Origin of the sequence: Pseudomonas sp. BSw22131 (genome assembly GCF_026810445.1) — a bacterium.
In the GTDB taxonomy this organism is placed as follows: domain Bacteria; phylum Pseudomonadota; class Gammaproteobacteria; order Pseudomonadales; family Pseudomonadaceae; genus Aquipseudomonas; species Aquipseudomonas huanghezhanensis.
On sequence record NZ_CP113949.1, the window covers coordinates 1,572,852 to 1,593,382 of the forward strand.

Sequence of the window (20,531 nt, forward strand, 5' to 3'; positions counted from 1 at the left end):
TCGAAAACGCGTTTTTCAGAAAATCGGGACGAACATCTCCTATGGAGCCAGCAGAGTGGCTCCGTGAGCATAATGAGTAGGTCGAAATCGGTTTGCGCAGAAGCGCCGATATCGGGGTCAATCAGGTGTTCTAGGCGGACCTGAAGAGGCACGTAAAACCATTTCAGCGACGCATTCCGCCATCTGTTCCCATTCGTCTTCGCCGGTGCCGGGATTCAGCGCTGCGATGAGATACTGAGCTGCTTTACGGCCTATTTCCTTGCTCGGAACTCTGACCGTACTGATTGCCACAGGCAGCTCTTTCATCAATTCGAAATCATCGAAGCCGAAGATAGTCAATTGATCAGGAACCTTGATACCCATCGCCTGGGCCTCCAGCACCGCGCCCATGGCGAACGAGCCGTTGCCGCAAATCAATGCGGTTGGCCAAGGCTTGGACTCCATCACCTGGCGGAACAGGCACCTTCCCTGATTAACGCCGGAATGTCCCTCGGCAAAATGCGTCGGTCTGATGGTCAGGCCGTCTTCTGCAAGCGCCCTGTACACGCCTTCGCGACGTGCCGCAGCGCGATCATTCATCACCGTACTCTGGGCCAGCATGCCGAAATGCGTGTGGCCCTGTGCGAGCAGATAGCGGGTCGTCCCGTAAAACATCGAGAAATTATCCGAGCCGATGCAGATCGGGTCTGCGCCGGTCCGATAGGTGAATGTGCTGACGAATGGAATGCCTCTCGCCCTTAGCAGTGGGTATAGCTCCTGGTGATGAGCGTCGCCCACCAGCACCATGGCATCTACGCCTCGTTCGATCATCTTGCGCGCTTGGCGCAACTCTCTTTGTGCGTCGTATTCAGAGCAGGCCAGAAGCAGGGTGTAATCGGACCGTTCAAGCTCTTCCTGTAACACCTGGATGGCCGTTGAAAAGTGTTCATTGGCCAACGTGGGGAAGACCGCGCCGATGGTTCGAGTGCTATGTGTGGCCAGTGCTCGGGCTGCCGCATGCGGAACCCACGCCAACTCATTGATCGACGCCTCGATACGTGCGCGCATCTTTGCCGATACCGATGACGGTTCTTTCATCATTCGCGAAACACTCGCCGAGGATACTCCTGCGTGGCGTGCAACATCGTCCAGCGTGGCTTGTGATGATTTGGCGCGCTGACGCGCGCCAGTCGAGGGCGGCGGCATGGCTCCCTGTCGTGAAGGCATAGGGATGCATATTCCTGATGATTTATGGCCCGAAGTGGCCACCGCACTATCCACAAAATACCCCTTGCGATCAATCGACTCGCCGCCATTGGGTCTTAAAGCATCATGCGGCGCGGTTCGACAGCTTGGTGGACCATTTCATAATGTGCTCGGCTACCGCGACCAGCTCCCCGCGCTGATTGATGACCTTCACTTGCGCGGTACTGCGACGTTTTTCCTCATCTATACGGGCGACCGTGTAGCTGACCGTCACGGTGTCACCGAGCAGCACCGGTTGCAGGAAGCGTATGCGGTCGTAACCCAGCGTCACCGGAAACTCAGTGATGTCATCCCGGTGAATGATGTGAGCGATGCTTATCGTCGACGCGGTCGACATGTAACCGATGATCAGCGCGCCGTGGGCGATTCGAGTCCCCAGGCTCGACGTTTCCTGCATGTACTGTTCGTTGATGTGAGTGTCGCTGAAATCCCCCGTCAGCCCTGCGAACAGCACGACGTCTGCCTCGCCGACCGTCTTCGCGAATTTGTAGCTCTGGCCGACTTCCACACCTTTGATACCCATATCTTTTCCTCGCTGATTGTTTTTATGACAAGCGCTTCCATTTACTCTGGGCCAAGCGTTTTTTCTTGTCTACCCCCTATGGCTATTTTTTATGGGCTTTTTTGGAGGTTTTTAGGCCTAAATGGAGTTGTTTTTTCCATTTCCTAGATTTATGAGAAAAGTGAGTGATCTGTATTGCTTTGTAGATGATAGGCGCTTACATTTTATTGAGGAGTGACCTTGCCACTCAAGATAAAAACAATTAGGAGGCTCTAATGCGCATCATCACTGCCGACCAGGCGGCCGGACTTATTCAGGATCGCGATGCCATTCTCATAAGTGGCTCCGGTGGCGGTCATTGCGTGCCCGAGGCATTGCTGTCTGCAACAGGGAGGCGCTTTGCCAAAGAACGCCTTCCGCGTGGTCTCACTGCGATCAGCATCGTCGGCGTCGGCGACCGCAAGTCATTGGGAGCCGATCACCTCGCCAAGCCAGGACTTGTTTCCCGATCAATCACCAGCGCACTTATCGATTCGCCAGCGCTCATGCGGATGGCCGTGGAGGATCAGATCCATTCCTACACTTTTCCCCAGGGTGTCCTATCCCAACTGATGCGAGACATGGCGGGAGGGCGGCCAGGTTTACTGAGCAAGACCGGGCTGCATAGCTTCATTGACCCACGCCAATTGGGGGGGCGTCAAAGCCCCTCGACCCCAGCGGACTTTGTCGAAGTCAAAACAATCGATGGGGACGAATGGCTGTTCTATCGACCACTACCGGTCAATGTGGCCTTCCTGCGCGGCACGACGGCCGATGAAGACGGCAACGTGACCATGGAAGAGGAAGCGGTTTTGGGGGAGATGTTGGCGATGGCACAAGCGACCCGGCGCGCAGGTGGAACGGTCATGGTGCAGGTCAAGCGTCTTGCCAAGCGTGGCACGCTTCCGCCCAAAGAGGTCAAGATTCCGGGCATTCTGGTTGATTTCGTCGTGGTTGAGCCCGAGCAGCGCCAGACGTATGCGACGGCCTATGATCCCAGCTATTCTGGTCAGTTGCGCATCCCGTTGGAGGGTATACGGGCATTACCGTTTTCCCCTCGTAAAGTCATCGTTCGCAGAGCCGCCATGGAGCTGTATGCCGGGGCCGTGTGTAACCTTGGCGCGGGTATTTCCACCGGCTTGTCGGCAGTGGCTGCCGAGGAAAACCTGCTCGACTCCATCGTCCTGACCAACGAGCAGGGTGTAATCGGCGGCGCTCCGATTACTGGACCCGATTCCGGGGGCGGTCAGAACTATCAGGCGATGGTCGAGCAGCCCAGTCAGTTCGACTTTTATGACGGTGGTGGCCTCGACTTAGCCTTTCTTTCTTTCGCCGAAGTCGACCTTCAGGGCAACGTCAACATTAGCCGCTTCGGCGACGTCATCGTCGGCGTTGGCGGTTTCATCAACATCAGCCAGAACGCTCGAACGGTGATTTTCAACGGCACGCTGACGGCGGGCGGTCTGGATGTTCAGTGGCCGCAGGGCAGGACAGAAATCCGCCAAGAGGGGCGTCATCGCAAATTCGTCGATCGCTTGGAACAAGTCTGCTTTAGCGCGCGTTTATCCCGGGAAAGAGGGCAGAAAGTTCTGTTCGTGACTGAGCGCGCGGTTTTCAAAATTGGCGCCGAGGGACTGGAACTGATCGAAATCGCGCCCGGTGTCGACGTCGAGCGCGACATTTTTGCCCATATGGACTTCCGAGTACCGGTTGCCCCTGACCTGAAGGAAATGGACCCGCGGATTTTTGCGCCGAACAAGATGGAAATTCGCCAAGACATCGACTCACGTCCGGCCATTCATCGATCAGCAAGACTCAGGGCGTGGATTGAGCAACAGGAACATTTAGCATGACCGCGCCTGTCTTGACTTCTGCCCCTGTCAGCGGACGCACTCGGCTCTATGCCATGTTGGGGAACCCGGTGGCGCAAGTGCGTTCTCCCACCGTCATGAACGCTCGATTCCGTGCCGCCGGCATCGATGCATTGCTCTTCGCGGCCCAGGCCAGTGCGCAGAGTCTGCGTGCCGTCGTCACTGGCCTCAAGGCGATGGACAACGTGCACGGCCTTCTGGTGACCATCCCTCATAAAATAAGCATGTTGCAACACGCGGACGTGCTGCTGCCCAGTGCCCGACGGGTCGGCGCGATCAATGCGCTCAGACGGGAGACGGATGGGACCTGGACGGCCGACATGTTCGACGGTCAGGGATTCCTGACGGCGCTGCTGGCCAAAGGGCTTTCTGTTGAGGGCAAGACGATACGACTTTATGGCGCCGGGGGCGCGGGCATGGCCATCGCGGTTGCTCTGGCTGACGCTGGTGCGAGACGCATCGGTCTGATCGACCCCGATCGCCAAAAAGCAACGGACATTGCCCACCAGCTACAGCAGGCGTGTCCCGATTGTTATATCGAAGCCGATGTCGATTCCGTTGCACCGGTGCAGGTGATCATAAATGCATCGCCAGTGGGTATGTACGCGGGAGATGGTTTGCCTGGTCCGATGGGCGATCTTGATCCGTCAGTCATCGTTGGCGATGTGATAATCGGTGCGGAACCTACGCCGTTGCTCAGATATGCCCAGCGTAGTGGCTGCGCCACAGTCGATGGCATTGAAATGCACTCCGGGCAAATGCAGGCGCTGATGAGCTTTTTTGGTTACCAGGCCATCCCGGATCGGCTTTAAACAACAATAATAGAGGGCTTAGGCCATGCAATTGTTCGTATCAGGCGCGGCAGGTTTCCTTGGCAGTCGGGTCATCGAAGCGATACTCGCGAAAAAGGATGGGCTTAGGGTCAATGGAAGGCAAGCGCAGCTCAAGCGACTCATTGCATTCGATGTCGTGGAGCCGCCTGATTTTGGCGACAGTCGAGTCCAGATACGCTCAGGCAACCTGACCGACGCCGCTCAGGTAGCTGATCTTGTCGATGCCGATACGGATGTCGTGCTGCATTTCGCCGCCGTTGTTTCCGGACAGGCAGAAGCGGATTTCGAGTTGGGCATGGCGGTGAACTTCGATGCCACACGGTCGCTTCTGGAACGTCTGCGCAAATTGGGTAGCGTCCCTGTTTTCCTAACAACTAGTTCGGTGGCGGTCTTCGGTGGTGCTCTCCCGGCGTCGGTGCCTGACAAGCATGTCTGGCAGCCGCAGAGTTCCTACGGTACGCAAAAAGCGTTGGTTGATCTTCTGCTCGCCGACTACACCCGACGAGGGTTCATCCATGGTCGTAGCCTGCGCATGCCGACGATCGCCGTGCGACCGGGCAAACCAAACCTGGCGGCTTCCAGTTTTGCCAGCAGCATCATTCGCGAGCCACTGGCCGGTCAGGACGCCGTTTGCCCGGTGGATCCGAAGACGCTGTTGTGGCTGATGTCCCCGCAACTCGCAGTCGAGAACATTCTCCACGGTATGGGTCTTGACCAGGATTCGCTTGGCGGTCAACCGGTGCTCAATATGCCTGGCCTGAGTGTGACGGTCGCGCAGATGCTGGCTGCGTTGGGCAAGCTGGCAGGCCCAGAAGTAGCGGCACGGGTGTCAGAAAAGCCGGATGTGCGGATCCAGGCCATCGTGAATTCCTGGCCAGGGCACTTCAGTGCCGAGCAGGCATCCGTACTTGGCTTCAAGGCTGATCTGGATGTCGAGTCAATCGTCCGCGCTCATCAACAGACAGTGCGGTGAGCAATACCTTAATTGGACCGGACAGCATCGCAGCAATATCCATAAAAACAAAAAACAACCTTTTCGGTTGAAAAGGTTTTTCAATTCTGAGGGAGATTCCCCATGGAAAACAATTCTGCTTCGACTAGGCCGGGCCAGCAGCCTTGGTACAAAGATATCAGCCGCTCGCAATGGAAAGTGCTGGCCGCCGCTTGGGGCGTCTGGGTCATGGACGCGCTGGATTTCCTGGCGATTACATTCGTGTTATCGGACATCGCCAATGAGTTCGATGTCAGCCTCCAGTCCACTTCATTGCTGCTACTGGCCACTTATGGCGTGCGGTGGTTCGGTGGACTGATGTTCGGTGGCTGGAGTGACCGCATCGGTCGCAAGATACCGCTGTTGATCACGTTGCTGTGGTTCACCGCCGGCGCCGTCGCGACCGGGCTGGCGTGGAGCTTCGTCGCCTTGGTGCTGTTTCGATTGATCCTGGGTATCGGCATGGCGCCTGGCTTTTCGTTGGGCGCTACCATGGTAGCCGAATCCTGGCCGGAAAAGCATCGGGCAATTGGCATCGGTATTCTTGATACAGGTTGGGGCATCGGGGCGATTGGCGCAGCGCTCGCGTATAACTTCGTTTACCCGGAGTTCGGTTGGCGTGGGATGTTCTTCGTCGGGCTTGTGCCCGGCATCATTCTGGGGCTGTTCATTGCCTTCATGGTGCCTGAGTCGGAAGTCTGGCTTCGCAACCGTGACGCACTCAGAAGCAAAGCTAAAGAGAAAGTTGCATTTAAGGACTTCCCCGCCATTATGCTTTTCAGGCTGCACCCAGGCCGTGTGGGTTATCTGGCAATCATGATGCTGGTGCTGTGCTTTGGGTCCTGGCCGTTTCAGGGGCTGTTTCCGACCTACCTGAAATCGCTGGGGACCGCGGCACACGTCATCACCTGGCTGACTATGACTTCAGCTGTTGGGCAGGTTTTCGGGTTCTTCGCATCAGGTTTCATTGCCGAGCGGCTGGGCAGGCGGCTCGGGTTGGGCGCGATGCTGGGGGTCGGATCGTTGTTCGTCGTGGCGCTGGTCTACGCTGTCGATCATTTGCCTGTGGCATTGGTCTGTGCGTTCTTCAGCGGGTTTTTCCTAGTGGGATCGTCCGGTATCTGGGGCACTATCCTCACCGAAAACCTGCCGACTCAGGTCAGGGCTTCCGGGGTGGGGTTTCTTTACAACGTCGGGGTGATTGGTGGCGGGGTCGCTCCCTTCATTGTGTTGTCGACCATCGACAAACTTCATTTTGATATCGCTGAAGGCATTGCAGGATTCACCCTACTCGCCGCGCTGCTTGCCTTCGTGATTCTCAAGTTCGTCAAAGAAACGCGCGGCGTCTCTCTGCACGACGTGTCGGGAGAAAAAAACGCCGCAGATGAGCCGCAGGTTGTTCCTTCATCCTCTCACGCTGCGCAGAGCCCCGGCGCTCCTTTGTAACCTTGCGAAACGCCGAAATATCGTGTGTCGGGCTGCATTGCCGATGGCTACGGCCAGCTTGGTCGACACATTATGTTTGGTATGACCCTGCCGATCTGCAGGGTCCTCATTTCGTCCTTGCCATGCTTCGTTTCGCTTCCAGTCTCAGCATGCTCCACCCCGAACATGGGTTTCTGGATCGCTTCGCCTCGGCTACAGCCGAGTGCAACAGCACGAGCCCGCGAAAATCACGTACTTAAGAAGATAACGAGCGCTGCGCAGACAAAATATTGAAGTTTTGCCTGATTTTCGTTTCGTTTCGTTTCGTTTCGCAAAAGAAGTGCAGTGGAAAGCGTGAAACGCAAAGAATGCGGGTGGTTCCTGGCCACAACTCGATGCCAGTAGGAGCATGCGGATGATGCAAAACGAGAAGCGATTTTGTAGAATTTTGCACGCCTGTGCCGCCTGTCTCCAATGGTTGTTATAGGGGTCGACGCCATGCTTCACGGACCGCTTTTGGCCGATTCTGTTGAAAAAGTCGATTTTTCAGGAAACGTGACGCTGAGCTTGGCCTCATCAAAGAACCTATTCACCACTGTTAAGTGGCTTTTCGATCCTTCGTTGACCGTTGCTGCTGTGTCAGTGGGTTAATTTGAGGGTTTTTGCTTGAAACAGGCGTACCTATCCTGTGGGGGGTGGCCCTTGAGATGTAAGTTTGGCCAGTCGGTGCAGGTTCTGTACCGCAGCCTCTAACGTGAACTCATCGGTCGCGCCACTCATCCCTCGTAGTCGCAAGCGATCCAGTTTCAAGATGCGCTTGAGGTGGGCGAATAACATTTCGACCTTCTTGCGTTCGTGACGAGAGCGCACATATTCCGGCGTCTTCGCGATTCGCCGAGCCACATCGCGAGCCGCTTCATGAACACTGCGGGCGATCTCACGAACCGCAGTGTTGTTCGGGCAGCGATAAGCGCTTGGGAAGCGCTTCAGCGAGCGCCTCCTCATCGAGTGCTTCGAGGTATTCACGGACAGCACGAGTGCTCAGAGACGGATCGCGCCAGTTGATCTCTTCATCGCCAGGCACGCCGTGTTGCCGACTCGCGTCCGCCTTGATAATGCTGGCGTCCACGGCAAAGCCTTCGCCGTCGCTCAGATCGAGACACCGATCAATGCTGCGCAGCCGGTGATTTGTTGGGATGTGGTCTTCAAGGTTTAACGAGTAAAACAGTCGATCCTGCCCACTCGATAACTGTCCCACCATGCTGCGTACTCTCCCGCTGGCCGATGAGCAGATTTTGCCTCAGGCCAAGCAGGAGAGCTACTTTGCAACGGAATCGAACCAAAGCCGCCCTTCGAGAAGGGTTACTGACGGTCAAAAGAGGTCAGTGACCCTATCCGCGCGCCGGCTCATAGCGTGTAGGACACACCAACCTGAACAGTACGAGGCTCTCCAGGGTAGGCATACACATTTCCGAACGCGCCCTCTTCGTAGTCTCGATCAAAAAGATTCCTCACATCAAGATTAAGCCTGATCTTGTCATTGACCTTGTAGTAGGTCAGCAGATCGACGACGGCGTAGCTGCCCATGGTGAATGCCGTGTTAGCCGTCTGCCCGGCACGCTCACCGACGTATTTTCCACCGACACCCAGACCCAGCCCCTTCATTGCGCCATCCTGAAACTCGTACATGTTGAGCAGGCTGAAACTGTTCTTCGGAATGTTCAACAGCCTTGTGCCCGATTCAAGCATGTTGTCTTTGGTCACTTCAGCGTCGACGTAGGCGTAACCGCCGATAACACGCCATTCAGGCGTAACGTTTCCCGCGACGTTGATGTCCAGCCCCCGACTGCGCACTTGGCCTGCCGCAACGCTGAAGGTTGAGTCGACCGGGTCTGTAGTCAGCACGTTACGCTTCTCGATCTGATAGATCGCGGCATCGACGCTGAGCTGGCGATCCAGCGCTTCCCATTTGACGCCAATCTCATAGGACTTGCCCTTTTCCGGTTCAAAGCCGCCGCCTTGACGACTCGCACCGGTGTTGGGCTTGAACGAGCGAGCAGTGTCGGCGTAGACCGCGATGGTGTTCGTCAGGTCGTAGATCAGGCCCACGCGAGGTGTCACCGCGTTGTCGCTCGCCTCCCAGCTTTTCGCACCTGCCACGTAAGTGTCGTAGTCATGCTCGAAACGCTCGAACCGCGCTCCCCCCAACAACCTCAAGCGCTCGGTAAGGGCCACTTGATCTTGCACGAAGGCCGCATAGGTTTTGAGATTTTCCTGGTCGTGGGTGGGTGTGCGGGTCAACGCAGGTCGCGGCTGACCGTAAACCGGATTGAAGATGTCGATCGGATACGCGCTCACCGCGCCACTGGAACGTTGAATGATTGATTTGTAATCGTAGTCCTCGACCTCCACCCCGGTCAGCAAGGTATGGTCGAAGCCCATCGTCGAGAAGTGGCCGGTCAGGTTCAGCTGCGTGTCCTTGTCTGTCCACTCAAGCTTGCGGTAGTTGAAGTTGCGACCAAGGGTGCGACCGTCCGCAGCCACGCCATTGGCTTCAATCGCGTTACCTTCCAAGGTACCGTCCAACCACTGGAAGCCGCCGGCCAGTGTCCAGTTTTCGTTGAGCAGGTGCTCGAAACGTAATTGCGCCACGTTGTTGTCGTTGTGCAGCTTGCCGGCATCTTTCTCGCCAAAAAAGGTGTCCCGAGAAGCTGTGCCGATCTGGTTGGCGTAACGCGTAACGCCGCGATCCAGCGGGTGATTGTTACGCATGAAATCGCCCTCGAAAACGATCTTGGTGTCATCGGATGCTTGCCAGCTCAGGACTGGCGTGACGCCGTACCGCTCGGTTTCGACGTGATCCCTGAACGTATCACCTTCCTCTCCTATCAGGTTCAGCCGGTACGCCAACCGACCTTCATCGTCTAGCGGGCCAGACGCATCCAGGGTGCCACGGTTCATCCCCTGATCATCGAGCTGACTGCCCAGGGTCACGGTGCGCTCGGCAGTGGGCTGCTTGGATACTACGTTGAAAGTGCCGCCTGGATCGCCGCGGCCATACAAGGTCGTGGCCGGGCCACGGATGACCTCAAGACGTTCGATGGAGTTAGCGTCGGGCATATTGGGGTAGCCTCGATTGATCGGGAACCCGTTGCGATAGAACTCTCCCGTGGTGAAGCCACGTACAGTAAAGGTTGTGAGGCCTTGTCCTCCAAAATTGTTGGCCCTGCCAACACCACCTGCGTAGTCCAGCGCATCCTGCAGCCGCGTCGCACCCAGATCTTCAACTACATCCTTAGACACGACACTGATCGATTGCGGCGTTTCATGGATTGAGGTGTCGGTACGGGTGGCACTGGCCGAGCGAATGGCGTGATATCCATTCACCGGGCCGAGGGCCGACTCATAATCTGGGGTACCCACAATGTCTGTCGCCTCCAACTCCACACTGTGGGTTAAGACGGGAATCTCTTCAGCCCATGAAGAAGGAGAGCAAGCCTGGAGCACACAAAGGGAGAGCAACGTACGGCGCATCGACGGGAAGCCTTAGCTAGGAGAAAGACATGTTGGCGTCCATGCCAAATTAGTGCGAATGATATTTGATAAGCCTCGGTAATGATATGTATTGCTATTCGTCAGCTTCCGATTCGTACGGCAGGTGCCGCTTAGCGCGCTCGAAATCCTGCGCGGCGCTACATGCATCGGAATCTACGCTTCCTCCGAGCCGGCAACAGGCGAGTTCTGCGCCCAGTGTGGTTCGACTGTGTTCTCGTCGATCACAAGGCGAGTCTGCCAACTGAATGTCGATAGCGCTGGGCACGCTTGATACACCTTTCCTGCCTCAAACGCAGACGCACGTTCATATCGAATCAGCAGCCCGCTGCTAGACGCCATCCAATTCATGTCCTCAGGTTGACTGACCGCTCTGGGTCGACTGCTGTCCTTCTTCCACGAAGGGCATGCCAGACCTCCACCAGCGGAGGCAATGACATGAAGGCAAAAACCACTTCCCCATATCAGCCTTGGAATAAAGGCAAACTGGTCGGTCAGAAATCACCGCTCCGCCTGCGTGACATCTGGGGCATCAGGATCAGACTTGAGCTTGCCCAACGTAAGGGGTCTCGCCCTTTTCGATTTAGCAATCGACAGCAAGCTCCGTGCATGCGATTTGAAGAAGCTACGTGTCCGTGATGTCGCGCACGGAAATAATGTTGCTGCCAGGGCGATGGTAATGCAGCGAAAGACACAACGGCCCGTCCAATTCGAGATCACTGCGCAAACGCGACTCGCCGTGGAAGTATGGGTACAACAGGCTCGACTTAGAAATGAGGACTACCTGTTTCCAAGTCGGTTAAAAACTTCGGAGCACCTTTCCACGCGCCAATACTTACGTATCGTCAAAGCTTGGGTTTCTTCCATCGGTCTCAACCCAGTGCCGTATGGCCCCCATACGATGCGCCGTACAAAAGCTTCGCTGATCTATCGCAGAAAAAAAACCTCAGAGCCGTACAGATCCTTCTTGGCCACACCAAGCTGGAAAGCACGGTCAGGCATCTTGGCATCGAAGTGGACGACGCACGCGAGATGGCCGAGCAGACTGAGGTTTGACTACTCAACGGCGATGGGACAGTTTCCCCGTCGCTGTCGGCGAAAAGCAGCCGCTCGGTACTGAGCTCAATTGTCGAAAGCGGCAGTGTGAAGACCTCGTCACAGTTGCCCTTCTGCTTCGTCAGAACGCATGCATTAATCGACCTCCTTACCCACGCACATCTGACTGATTAATCTGGCGTCACTTAGCAGATCCATAGCCATGACGGTCTTACTCAACTTTGCAGCGGCATCGCTACCCATTGCCTTGGCCGCATTGTGCTGGAACTTGGTCATGATGCTTTCCAGTGGCGCGGGTTTATCGGAAGTCCTGCCATAGGGGCTGTGCAACTGCAACGAAAAGCATTGTCCGTCACGCAGCTCGATGCGCAGGTGCGTCAGATAATTACCCGGTTCGGCTATCGATGGCGTCGGATGGGGTGCTGCGTGGATTAGCTGCATCAGAGCGAACGCTGCACTGTCGTTAACGGCGCTCTGGCCGAAGCTGTCCAGCACGATATGGCCGTCGAGCAGCGCGCGCGCGAGGCAATATTGGACGCTGAACTTGGCGTCCAGGCCATTTCGCAGCTGCGGCCGGTTGACATGGGTCAAGCGCAGAGGATGTATGAGCACTTCAATGCTGGAAACGTCCTGTGGGGCGAAACCGTGCTCATTGCGAAGGGTGAACAGTGCATCCAGGGCGGCATGGGTACTGTCGCAGCAGGGATACAGCTTGATACCGATGCCTGGCTCGACGATATCCAAGGGGCTTGCCCAATGCTCCAGTGCAAGATGGGGCCTGTAGGTTCCCGCGCCGTTGAAAACCTCGAAGAAGCCTTGGCGATGCTCCAAAGCATCCAGGCTTGCAGTAAAGCCGCCCTCGGCCAGGAGGGCTGCCATCAGGCCGTTTCTGGCGGCGTGCCCCACATGATAGGGTTTGGTCATAGTGCCAAAATTAGCTTTCACACCCGAGGCCAGGGACACGCAAAGTGCCAAGGCTGATGCTGTCCTCGCCTCGTCCAGCCCGAGCAGTTTGGCGCTGGCCGCCGCCGCACCGAACACCCCCAGCGTCGCCGTGGGATGCCAGCCTTTATCGTAATGATGGAAGTTTACGCTACGCGCCAGCCGCGTTTGCGTTTCAAAGCCTGCAATATAGGCCAGCAAAAGCTGCTGGCCCGTGCACTCGCGACTGGCAGCCAGTGCCAGCAATGCCGGAATTAAAGGCGCCGTGGGATGGCCACCCATGGCGATGTTCACATCATCGAAGTCCAGAGCATGTGCCGCAGCACCATTGACAAGGGCGGCGCATAACGGCTCCAGTTTTTCACTTCTGCCCCATACCGGCACGGCGCCAATGGTGTTCAAGCCTGGGGTCCGCAGGAGCGTTTGCACCACCGGCTCGCGTGCGCCCGCCAAGGCACAGCCCAACGTGTCGAGAATGGAGATCTTTGCATTCAACAGGGCTTGAGGTTCCAGCTGTTCAAACGCTATTTCACAGATGCGCGCCGCTAGCGCTGATGTCAGATTCATGATCAGTCCAGTTTTGAGGATGGAACACTGACGGCGTGCGCCAGTAAGGTGACCACAGAGGGTCAGGTCGCGGAGATGGCCGAGTGGCGTTGTCGGCTGTCCTGCTACGCCATGACTGAGATCGCTCCCGAGAGTACGGCGAACCCCAGATAAGCAAGCGAGGCGAGCAATACCCATTTCCAGGCAAATTTCTGGAAGTCGCCAAGGTCTGCTTTGATGATCCCGAGCAATGCCCAAAGCGGTGCAGATGCCGGTCCGATCGAGTGGGCCATTTGCCCGATGACGGCTGCACGGGCAATGTCCATTGGAGGGATGCCATAACGCCCGGCCATTTCTGCCAGCACCGGCACGATGCCGAAGAAATAGGCATCGTTAGCCATGAAGAAACTCAAGGGGATGCTTATCAGGGCGGTCGCCAACGGAATCAGCGAACCCAAGTGCTCCGGTAGTCCACCCACAAAGGCCTCGGCCATGGCCGTGGTCATTCCAGTTTGGGTCAGGATGCCGGTGAAAACCCCAGCACCCAACACCAGCATCACCACAGGAACCGCACTCGCGGCGTGCCTTTGTATGACCGCTCCCTGTTCAGAAGCACGGGGAACGTTGACTAACAGCGCGATAACGAAACCTGCAATAAACAAAACCATCAGGTTTGCGATGCCCAGCACCAGGCAGACCAAAAGCAGAACAGTGAGCGCCGCATTGAATACCGTTCGCCAATTGGTGGCGTGCTCGACATGGCAACTCTCGGCCATGATCTGTGCTGAAACCTCTGCAATGTGTTTTGGGTCGATGGCCTTGCGCGCTTTGCGGCCCAGCACGTAGGCAATCAGGCAGACAAAAGCGCATGACAACACCATTGGGCCAATCATGGCCGTGAAGTACTCGCTGGCGTCCAGATGCAGGATGCTGATTGCTCGGGTGGCGGCGCCCCCCCATGGCGTGGTGCCCGACACAGTTCCCAGCGCCATGGTAGCGACGGTGGCAATGATCAAGGGATTGATGTGCAGCCTTTTATAAATGGGCAGGAAGGCTGAACAGATGATCATGTAGCTCGTCGTTCCATCGCCATCCAGCGCCACCAGGCAGGCCAGCACCGCCGTACCCACGCAAATGTTTACCGGGTCGCCCTTTGAAACGCGAATGATCAAGCGCGACAAGGGATCGAACAAACGGGCGTCCATCATCAAGCCGAAATACAACACCGCGAATAGCAAGAGTACAGCGGTGGGCGCCACCGTCTTGATTCCTGCCGCGATCATTTCGCCCAGTTGTGCTCCTTGCCCCAGAACCAAAAGAACCAGCGCCGGAATCACGATGATTGCGACGAACGCGGTCATCCATTTGCGGATAACGCACAGCATAAACATCGCCAGTGTGGCGAAACCGAGGAAGGCCAGCATTTCGGTTCCTCCTCAATTGGCGTATGTGGGGCGAGAAACAACCGAAGACCGGGTATTGAGCGGTGAGCAACCCAGGCGGTTAAGTTGGCGAGTCATGAAGTGAACCTCTTGTTTTTGTTATGTCTTGGGGTGAGCCCTAGAAAAGAAGCCAGGGCCGACGAAAAAAATATATCAATGCTCGATTGTTAAGCATAACGACAAATGCTAAACACTGAATGTAGCTGCGCTTAAACCTAAAAAGGACCCCTGAATGAAGCTTGATATCGAGAAACTGCGGGTGGTAGCTCAGGTGGGCCGAGTAGGATCCATGACTGCGGCAGCGCGAAGCCTGCATTTGACGCCATCGGCGATTTCTCAGACCGTCCAACGGGTTGAAGCCATGATCGGGCTCGCGCTGTTCGAACGCCGGCCACACGGGATGGTGCTCACCGATGCAGGAGAGCGGGTCGTGCGTCGGGTCAGTCTGATGGAAGCCCAGTTGGCGCAGCTTGAAAACGAGTTGCACAGTGTGGCGCAGGGTCGCTCCGGGCATTTGTCGCTGGGGGTTTTCCCGACGCTTGCCTCGTCGCTGTTACCGCGCATCGTCACAGACTTTCGGGCCCATCACCCGGACATCACCTTGAATGTGCGCAGCACAAGATTGGCTGCGTTGCGCAGCCTCGTTGTGTCTGGTGAGCTCGACCTCGCGGTTACCTGGACCTATCCGTGGCTGACTGAATCTTCACCAGCGATTCAATTAAGGACCGATCCTACGGTGGTCTTGCTGCCTGTCGGACACCCCCTCGAGAAGGAACCAGGGCCTGTGAGCCTCCAGCGTCTTGATGAGGAAGCCTGGATATGCAGATCAGACGGGCACGAAATCACAGAGTTATTGCACCGCGCATCTGCCCACTGCAATTTCACCCCGCGTATCGCCATGCTCGCAAACGACTATCAGGAGACACAAGCGATGGTGGCCGCCGGGTTGGGCGTTGCCCTGGCGCCTAAGCTATCCACCACCACCTGCCGGGCAGACATTGTTGTGCGAGACATGGATGATTCCATGCCTTCACGGCAACTTCACTTAGTCCAGCCATCTAATCGAAGCAGCCCGGCGGTTCAACCAATGATCGAGTTACTATGCAGTTTATTAAGCGATTAGACGCCGACGACGGCATCGCAAAGTCTAGCATCAGACTAGCGAGCTAGCGCTGGTTCAGTACCGGACGTAGTCAGATTTCAACGAGTAAGATCAAACTTCAGTTCAGCTGATCGCTCCCTTTTGGCGGAAGACTGCTGTAACCGACTAATCGCTATCGGCCAATGCGGTGATTTTTCAGAGACCTGCCGATCTCTGTGTTGGGCGTGAATGCGATGTTTGCAACACCGTCAAGAGGACTCCTGCTGTCATAGTTTCAGCGATTGACGTCCCGTCAATTTGTATAACCGGGGGTGGTTGCCGTGACAACCATCGCTCGTGCCAAGCCCGGTTGTGCCCCGAAAAGTCTGGATTATCGTACTGTGAAGCCCATTCTTTGAAACCCACATGTATTTCATGCATGTCCCCACCTGGCGCTATACGATCCCCAAAGCGGGACTTCTCACGAGCCGCCAGCCGATCAAGGCGTACAGGTGTTGGCGTCACCACGAAACACTATCAACTCAGCTTCAGCCAGTAGTGCATCTCCCCAGACCATGCAGCTACCAGTTAGTACCCAATCATTCTCGCCAGATGCCTGCTGGATCAACTTCACGCGCTCGCAGACCTGCCGTTTGGTACATCTATTGTTTGAGCGTCTTCTATGGGTCGATTCTGTTGAAAAAATCGGCCTTGATTTTTGAGCTAAAAAGTACGCGTCGGACATTGAAATCTTGAATGTCAACGGAGCGTGTCAGGCTGAGATTTCACGCAGCAACGTGCTGATAAAGAAGCTTTCGTCGTTCCATCCTACGACGTTTTTAAAAGCTGACTTTTTCAACAGAATCGACCCATTACTGCCGGTCAGTTCACGTCCTGGCACCAGTGCGGATCAAAGCGTCTTTGGGTGGTCGGGTCGGCGACGAACTCAATGGCCGCCATCATGCCGACGCCGCGCACTTCGCCCACGATCGGCAGGTCGGCAAACGACGCTTGCATACGCTGCTGCAGGTAGGCTCCGTGGCGCGCGGCCTGGCCGGTGAGGCCTTCCTTCAACGATGTCGAGCACGGCGTTCGCGGCGGCTGCGCCCAGAGGGTGACCCGAATACCTGTAACCGTGAGAGAAACTGCCAACGCGGTCAGTGGCCTCTTCCATCACTTTTTACACTTTTTCACTGACCATGCAGGCTGACAGCGGCACGTAGGCGGAGGTCAGACCCTTGGCCACGGTTATCAGGTCTGGTTCGATGTCATACAGGTACGATCCGAACAGCGCGCCGGTGCGACTGAAGCCGGTGATGACTTCGTCGGCGATCAGCAGAATGTCGTATTTGCGCAGCACGGCCTGAATGCGTGCCCAGTAGCCGCTCGGTACCGGGATGATGCCGCCAGTACCCAGTACCGGCTCGGCAATGAAGGCGCCAATGGTTTCAGGGTCTTCGGCAAGAATCATGGCCTCAAGCTCGACCGCTCGGCGCTCGCTGAATTGATCTTCGGTTTCTCCGGGCACACCGCCCCAGTAAAAGTGCGGTACACCAGTGCGCAGGATGCCGGCAATCGGCAAATCCATGTGATCGTGATAGAAACTGAGGCCGGTCATCGAGCCCGATACCACTGAGCAACCGTGGTAACCACGCTCCCGGGCGATGATTTTTTCTTTTTCGGCAATCGCGCAGATTGTTGCAGTGCCACACGATCTTGGCTTGGGTTTCGTTGGCGTCAGAGCCTGACAAGCCATAGAACACTTTGGACATCTTGCCAGGCGCCATTTTCACCAAGCGGTCGGAGAGTGTGGCCAGCACGTCGGCGGTGTGGGATGCATAGGAATGGTAATACGCCAACTTGTACGCTTGTCGAGCAATGGCCTCGGCCACTTCCGTGCGGCCGTAACCCACGTTGAAGCAGTAGAGCCCTGCGAAGCCGTCGATGTATTCCCGGACCGTTGAGTCGACAATCCACACGCCTTTGCCACTCTCGACAATCACCGGCGGCCCGCCGGACTCACCAGAGGCGTAGTCCTTTAAATAAGTAAAAGGGTGCAGGACGCTGTCGCGGTCCATCTCGGCGATCTTGTCAAAATAATTCACAGTGTCACTCCTGCAGAGGCCGGGTGCGGGTAGAGACCGTTGTGAGTGACACCATGTTACGAGGTATTTTGAGCAGCATTACGGCGAAGAAAGACGATACTCCGCCTCTTTACTGCGAATTATTGAAATAGGCGCACTTATGATGCCCAGGTGCTCATTGCCGCTCATGAGCACTTATTGCCTCCTGCGCACCTGTGTTTGGAACTGCATCGCGCCTGAAGTCGTCTACACCCCGTATGCTTCGCCAAGGTGACGAGACTTGGCTGGCCGAGATAAACTGCATCGCTATATTGCTCATGTAATCTGAACCCCCCTCGGCAGTCCTCAGGGCAGCCGGTCTCTTGTAAACCGGCAGGGCCAATGACTCCTGAAACTCGCGTTAACCTGACCAACTGTGATCGGGAGCAGATTCAAATACCAGGCAGCATCCAGCCGCATGGCTGCCTGCTGGCCTGCGACGCGTCAGCCGGTGTCGTGCTCCGCCATTCGGCAAACGCACCTGACATGCTGGGCACCAAAAGCGATTTGAACGGTTCGTCACTGGAGTCGATTTTTGGGGCAGAGTCAGCTCACACTATTCGCAACTCGCTTGCTCGCACCAAGGAGGCATCTCGGTTAGCGCTGACGTTTGGCCTGAGCCTTCCGTCAGGCAAGCGTTTTGACGTCGCCGCTCATCTGTTCAAGGGCTCAGCCATCATCGAGCTTGAGCCTTGTGGCGCGAGTGTCGCCGAGCCCATCGAGCTTGCGCGCACGATCATTGCCCAGGTCCGGGAGATCGACCGGACTGACAAACTCTTCCTCGATGCCGTACGCCTTGCCCGCGCCATGCTTGGCTATGACCGCGTCATGGTTTATCAGTTGGGCGAGGACGGCGCCGGCAAGGTGATTGCTCAGGCCAAGCGCGGCGATCTCGAAAGCTTCATGGGCCAATATTTTCCCGCGACGGACATCCCCCGGCAGGCGCGTGAACTTTACCTGCGCAATCCGATTCGGATCATCTCGGATGCTCGATTCAAATCCGTTCCAATCCTTCCAGTGCTGGACATGTCGGGCGAGCCTCTCGACCTGTCCTACGCGCATCTGCGAAGCGTCTCGCCGATCCACTGCGAATACCTGACCAACATGGGCGTGGGCGCCTCAATGTCGATCTCGATCATTGTCGATGGAACGCTTTGGGGGCTGATCGCCTGCCATCATTACTCGCAACGGACGTTGACCATGGGGCAGAGGGTGGCTGCCGAAATGTTCGGTGAGTTCCTCTCGATGCACATCGAGACCCTTCGGGCCAGGAAAAAGCTGGAAGCTGCCGCTCATGCCAGGCAAGTGCTCGATACGCTGTTGACGGATGCAAACCGCGCAACGGACATTGATGAGTTTCTCATTTCCCGGATCGCTGACTTCCGGGTGTTGATTCCGTGTGACGGCATCGGAATGTCCCTACGGGGCCGCTGGTCTGTGGAAGGGCTAACGCCGGCTGACGATGCCGTTCCCAGCCTGCTGCGGTTTGTAGAAGGGGTTGCTGAAGGCCGGACCTGGGCCTCCAACCGGCTTTCAATGGCGCATCCGCTGGCACGGGAATACGCCGCAGACGTGTCAGGCGTTCTGGTAATTCCCATGTCTCAGCATCCGAAGGATTACCTCCTGCTGTTCCGTAAGGAGGTGGTGGAAACCCTCAACTGGGCCGGTGACCCTAACAAGACCTATGGCACCGGTTCACCTGACGAGCGGCTGACCCCGCGCAAGAGTTTTGCGGTCTGGAAAGAGACCGTTCATCAGCAGTCATTGCCTTGGACCGAGCAGGATCGCCAGTTCGGCGAGGCCATCCGCACTTCTATTGTGGAGGTCGTTCTCCATAACAGTGAGCTTCTTGCCGACGAGCGCTCAAAAACGGATGTCCGCCTTCGGATGCTCAATGAAGAGCTTAACCATCGGGTGAAGAATATTCTGGCGCTTATCGGGGCGCTCGTCGGTCACCCCACGGCCGAAGGTCAGACGCTCAATGCCTACGTGACCACGCTCAAGGGCCGAATTCAGGCTTTATCGCTGGCCCATGATCAGGTCGTACGCGGTGACGGCGGTGGCAGTCTCTCGGCGCTACTCGATGCCGAGCTTTCGCCTTACCGTACGTCAGCTGATGCCATTGTTTTAAACGGCCCGCATATCGTTCTCGATGCCCGTGCTTATTCTGTGATGGCGCTGGTTCTCCATGAATTAGCGACGAACGCCGCAAAGTACGGCGCACTTTCCCGAGCGGTCGGCAGGCTTAATGTCAACTGGACGATTGATGAAGGCGGTGCTTGCGACATCGCGTGGATTGAGCGGCAGGGGCCGCGGGTCAGTCCTCCTGGCCGTCGCGGCTTCGGCTCTGTACTGATCGACCGCAGTATTCCCTTTGACCTGGGCGGAACCAGCACCGTTGAGTACGTCCCGGAAGGTCTTCAGGGTTACTTCAGAATTCCGGCGAAGCACCTCACTCTGGCGCTAACCGCAGAGAGTGCTTCCGTTGTTTTGACGCCCGTCCATCTTGACGGAGAGTTCACGGATCTGGCCAATGCCTGCGTCCTGATACTCGAAGACCAGTTGGTGATTGCAGTCGGTCTCGAACAAATACTGTCCACCGCAGGGGTCAAGGAAGTGATCACCGCCAGCTCCGAAAGCGAAGCGATGATGCTACTGGGTCGTCGCAAACCGGATCTGGCGATATTGGATATCAACCTGGGCACTGGGACTTCCCTCGACGTTGCCGAAGAGCTGATGAAGCTCAAGATTCCCTTTCTGTTTGCAACCGGCTATGGCGACAGTATCGTCATGCCCGTTCATCTAAAGGGCACCCCCATCGTTCGAAAGCCCTACGACAGCACGTCGATTCTGGTGAGTCTAAGGAGCTTGATTCAGTCGTAG

At 56.6% G+C, this 20,531-nt stretch carries 14 protein-coding genes and 4 pseudogenes; 7 read left to right on the forward strand and 11 right to left on the reverse strand.

The genetic code is table 11. The features are described from left to right. Positions 1–117: 117 nt before the first annotated feature. Both OYW20_RS07025 and OYW20_RS07030 read right to left on the reverse strand, forming a co-directional pair. Positions 118–1,185, reverse strand: a complete 1,068-nt coding sequence (locus OYW20_RS07025) for a LacI family DNA-binding transcriptional regulator (RefSeq protein WP_268799987.1) — start codon at positions 1,183–1,185, stop codon at positions 118–120. Between the two features lie 124 nt (positions 1,186–1,309). Next, on the reverse strand, positions 1,310–1,768 hold the full coding sequence (locus tag OYW20_RS07030; protein WP_268799988.1) for a MaoC family dehydratase: 459 nt from the start codon (positions 1,766–1,768) through the stop codon (positions 1,310–1,312). 254 nt (positions 1,769–2,022) lie between these two features. Here OYW20_RS07030 and OYW20_RS07035 point away from each other — a divergent pair, with 254 nt between their 5' ends. From OYW20_RS07035 to OYW20_RS07050, 4 genes are all read left to right on the forward strand, one after another. Further along, positions 2,023–3,639 carry an acyl CoA:acetate/3-ketoacid CoA transferase gene (locus OYW20_RS07035; protein ID WP_268799989.1) on the forward strand — a complete coding sequence of 539 codons (1,617 nt, stop codon included), beginning with the start codon at positions 2,023–2,025 and terminating at the stop codon, positions 3,637–3,639. Further along, positions 3,636–4,469, forward strand: coding sequence for a shikimate dehydrogenase family protein (locus OYW20_RS07040; RefSeq protein WP_268799990.1), 834 nt, complete (start codon positions 3,636–3,638; stop codon positions 4,467–4,469). The genes OYW20_RS07035 and OYW20_RS07040 overlap by 4 nt, the downstream gene beginning before the upstream one ends. A 25-nt stretch (positions 4,470–4,494) precedes the next feature. Then, the gene (gene denD, locus OYW20_RS07045) at positions 4,495–5,463 is read left to right on the forward strand and encodes a D-erythronate dehydrogenase (protein ID WP_268799991.1); all 969 of its coding nucleotides are present in this window, start codon (positions 4,495–4,497) and stop codon (positions 5,461–5,463) included. 102 nt (positions 5,464–5,565) lie between these two features. Further along, positions 5,566–6,927 (forward strand): MFS transporter, encoded by a 1,362-nt coding sequence (locus OYW20_RS07050; RefSeq protein ID WP_268799992.1) that lies wholly within the window; start codon positions 5,566–5,568, stop codon positions 6,925–6,927. A 660-nt stretch (positions 6,928–7,587) separates the two neighbouring features. On the opposite strand, the pseudogene OYW20_RS26435 reads toward OYW20_RS07050, so the two are convergent. The 3 genes and pseudogenes from OYW20_RS26435 to OYW20_RS07060 form a co-directional block, all read right to left on the reverse strand. Further along, positions 7,588–7,869 (reverse strand): annotated as a pseudogene (locus OYW20_RS26435) (transposase); the annotation flags it as partial. Beyond that, positions 7,844–8,167 carry a hypothetical protein gene (locus OYW20_RS26440; RefSeq protein ID WP_456239192.1) on the reverse strand — a complete coding sequence of 108 codons (324 nt, stop codon included), beginning with the start codon at positions 8,165–8,167 and terminating at the stop codon, positions 7,844–7,846. The pseudogene OYW20_RS26435 and the gene OYW20_RS26440, both read right to left, overlap by 26 nt. 146 nt (positions 8,168–8,313) lie before the next feature. Then, entirely contained in the window at positions 8,314–10,440 is a 2,127-nt protein-coding gene (locus OYW20_RS07060; RefSeq protein WP_268799993.1) for a TonB-dependent siderophore receptor, read from the reverse strand. A 456-nt stretch (positions 10,441–10,896) separates the two neighbouring features. Between OYW20_RS07060 and OYW20_RS07065 the strand changes: the two are divergent. Then, a pseudogene (locus tag OYW20_RS07065) lies at positions 10,897–11,514 on the forward strand (tyrosine-type recombinase/integrase). A 135-nt stretch (positions 11,515–11,649) separates the two neighbouring features. Here OYW20_RS07065 and OYW20_RS07070 read toward each other — a convergent pair. After that, positions 11,650–12,951 (reverse strand): MmgE/PrpD family protein, encoded by a 1,302-nt coding sequence (locus OYW20_RS07070; RefSeq protein ID WP_268799994.1) that lies wholly within the window; start codon positions 12,949–12,951, stop codon positions 11,650–11,652. A gap of 176 nt (positions 12,952–13,127) precedes the next feature. Continuing rightward, positions 13,128–14,426 carry a CitMHS family transporter gene (locus OYW20_RS07075; protein ID WP_268799995.1) on the reverse strand — a complete coding sequence of 433 codons (1,299 nt, stop codon included), beginning with the start codon at positions 14,424–14,426 and terminating at the stop codon, positions 13,128–13,130. A 250-nt stretch (positions 14,427–14,676) separates the two neighbouring features. Between OYW20_RS07075 and OYW20_RS07080 the strand changes: the two genes are divergently transcribed. After that, entirely contained in the window at positions 14,677–15,567 is an 891-nt protein-coding gene (locus OYW20_RS07080) for a LysR family transcriptional regulator (protein WP_268799996.1), read from the forward strand. Positions 15,568–15,741: 174 nt separating this feature from the next. Here OYW20_RS07080 and OYW20_RS07085 read toward each other — a convergent pair. The 4 genes and pseudogenes from OYW20_RS07085 to OYW20_RS07100 all read right to left on the reverse strand — a co-directional run. Further along, positions 15,742–16,183: pseudogene (locus OYW20_RS07085) on the reverse strand (adenylate kinase); the annotation flags it as partial. Between the two features lie 224 nt (positions 16,184–16,407). Continuing rightward, positions 16,408–16,677 carry a hypothetical protein gene (locus OYW20_RS07090; RefSeq protein WP_268799997.1) on the reverse strand — a complete coding sequence of 90 codons (270 nt, stop codon included), beginning with the start codon at positions 16,675–16,677 and terminating at the stop codon, positions 16,408–16,410. Between the two features lie 28 nt (positions 16,678–16,705). Continuing rightward, on the reverse strand, positions 16,706–17,281 hold the full coding sequence (locus OYW20_RS07095; protein WP_268799998.1) for an aminotransferase class III-fold pyridoxal phosphate-dependent enzyme: 576 nt from the start codon (positions 17,279–17,281) through the stop codon (positions 16,706–16,708). Further along, positions 17,271–17,603 (reverse strand): annotated as a pseudogene (locus OYW20_RS07100) (aminotransferase class III-fold pyridoxal phosphate-dependent enzyme); the annotation flags it as partial. The gene OYW20_RS07095 and the pseudogene OYW20_RS07100, both read right to left, overlap by 11 nt. A 387-nt stretch (positions 17,604–17,990) precedes the next feature. On the opposite strand from OYW20_RS07100, the gene OYW20_RS07105 reads away from it, so the two are divergent. Next, positions 17,991–20,531: an HWE histidine kinase domain-containing protein gene (locus OYW20_RS07105; protein ID WP_268799999.1), complete on the forward strand. Its 2,541-nt coding sequence runs from the start codon at positions 17,991–17,993 to the stop codon at positions 20,529–20,531.

Bases quoted from the DNA above. Each gene is read 5' to 3' on its own strand.
- OYW20_RS26440 (WP_456239192.1), bottom strand. From the start codon at position 8,167: ATGGTGGGACAGTTATCGAGTGGGCAGGATCGACTGTTTTACTCGTTA.
- OYW20_RS07035 (WP_268799989.1), top strand. From the start codon at position 2,023: ATGCGCATCATCACTGCCGACCAGGCGGCCGGACTTATTCAGGATCGC.
- OYW20_RS07050 (WP_268799992.1), top strand. From the start codon at position 5,566: ATGGAAAACAATTCTGCTTCGACTAGGCCGGGCCAGCAGCCTTGGTAC.
- OYW20_RS07025 (WP_268799987.1), bottom strand. From the start codon at position 1,185: ATGCCGCCGCCCTCGACTGGCGCGCGTCAGCGCGCCAAATCATCACAA.
- OYW20_RS07030 (WP_268799988.1), bottom strand. From the start codon at position 1,768: ATGGGTATCAAAGGTGTGGAAGTCGGCCAGAGCTACAAATTCGCGAAG.
- OYW20_RS07105 (WP_268799999.1), top strand. From the start codon at position 17,991: ATGACTCCTGAAACTCGCGTTAACCTGACCAACTGTGATCGGGAGCAG.
- denD (WP_268799991.1), top strand. From the start codon at position 4,495: ATGCAATTGTTCGTATCAGGCGCGGCAGGTTTCCTTGGCAGTCGGGTC.
- OYW20_RS07075 (WP_268799995.1), bottom strand. From the start codon at position 14,426: ATGCTGGCCTTCCTCGGTTTCGCCACACTGGCGATGTTTATGCTGTGC.
- OYW20_RS07095 (WP_268799998.1), bottom strand. From the start codon at position 17,281: ATGGCTTGTCAGGCTCTGACGCCAACGAAACCCAAGCCAAGATCGTGT.
- OYW20_RS07080 (WP_268799996.1), top strand. From the start codon at position 14,677: ATGAAGCTTGATATCGAGAAACTGCGGGTGGTAGCTCAGGTGGGCCGA.
- OYW20_RS07060 (WP_268799993.1), bottom strand. From the start codon at position 10,440: ATGCGCCGTACGTTGCTCTCCCTTTGTGTGCTCCAGGCTTGCTCTCCT.
- OYW20_RS07040 (WP_268799990.1), top strand. From the start codon at position 3,636: ATGACCGCGCCTGTCTTGACTTCTGCCCCTGTCAGCGGACGCACTCGG.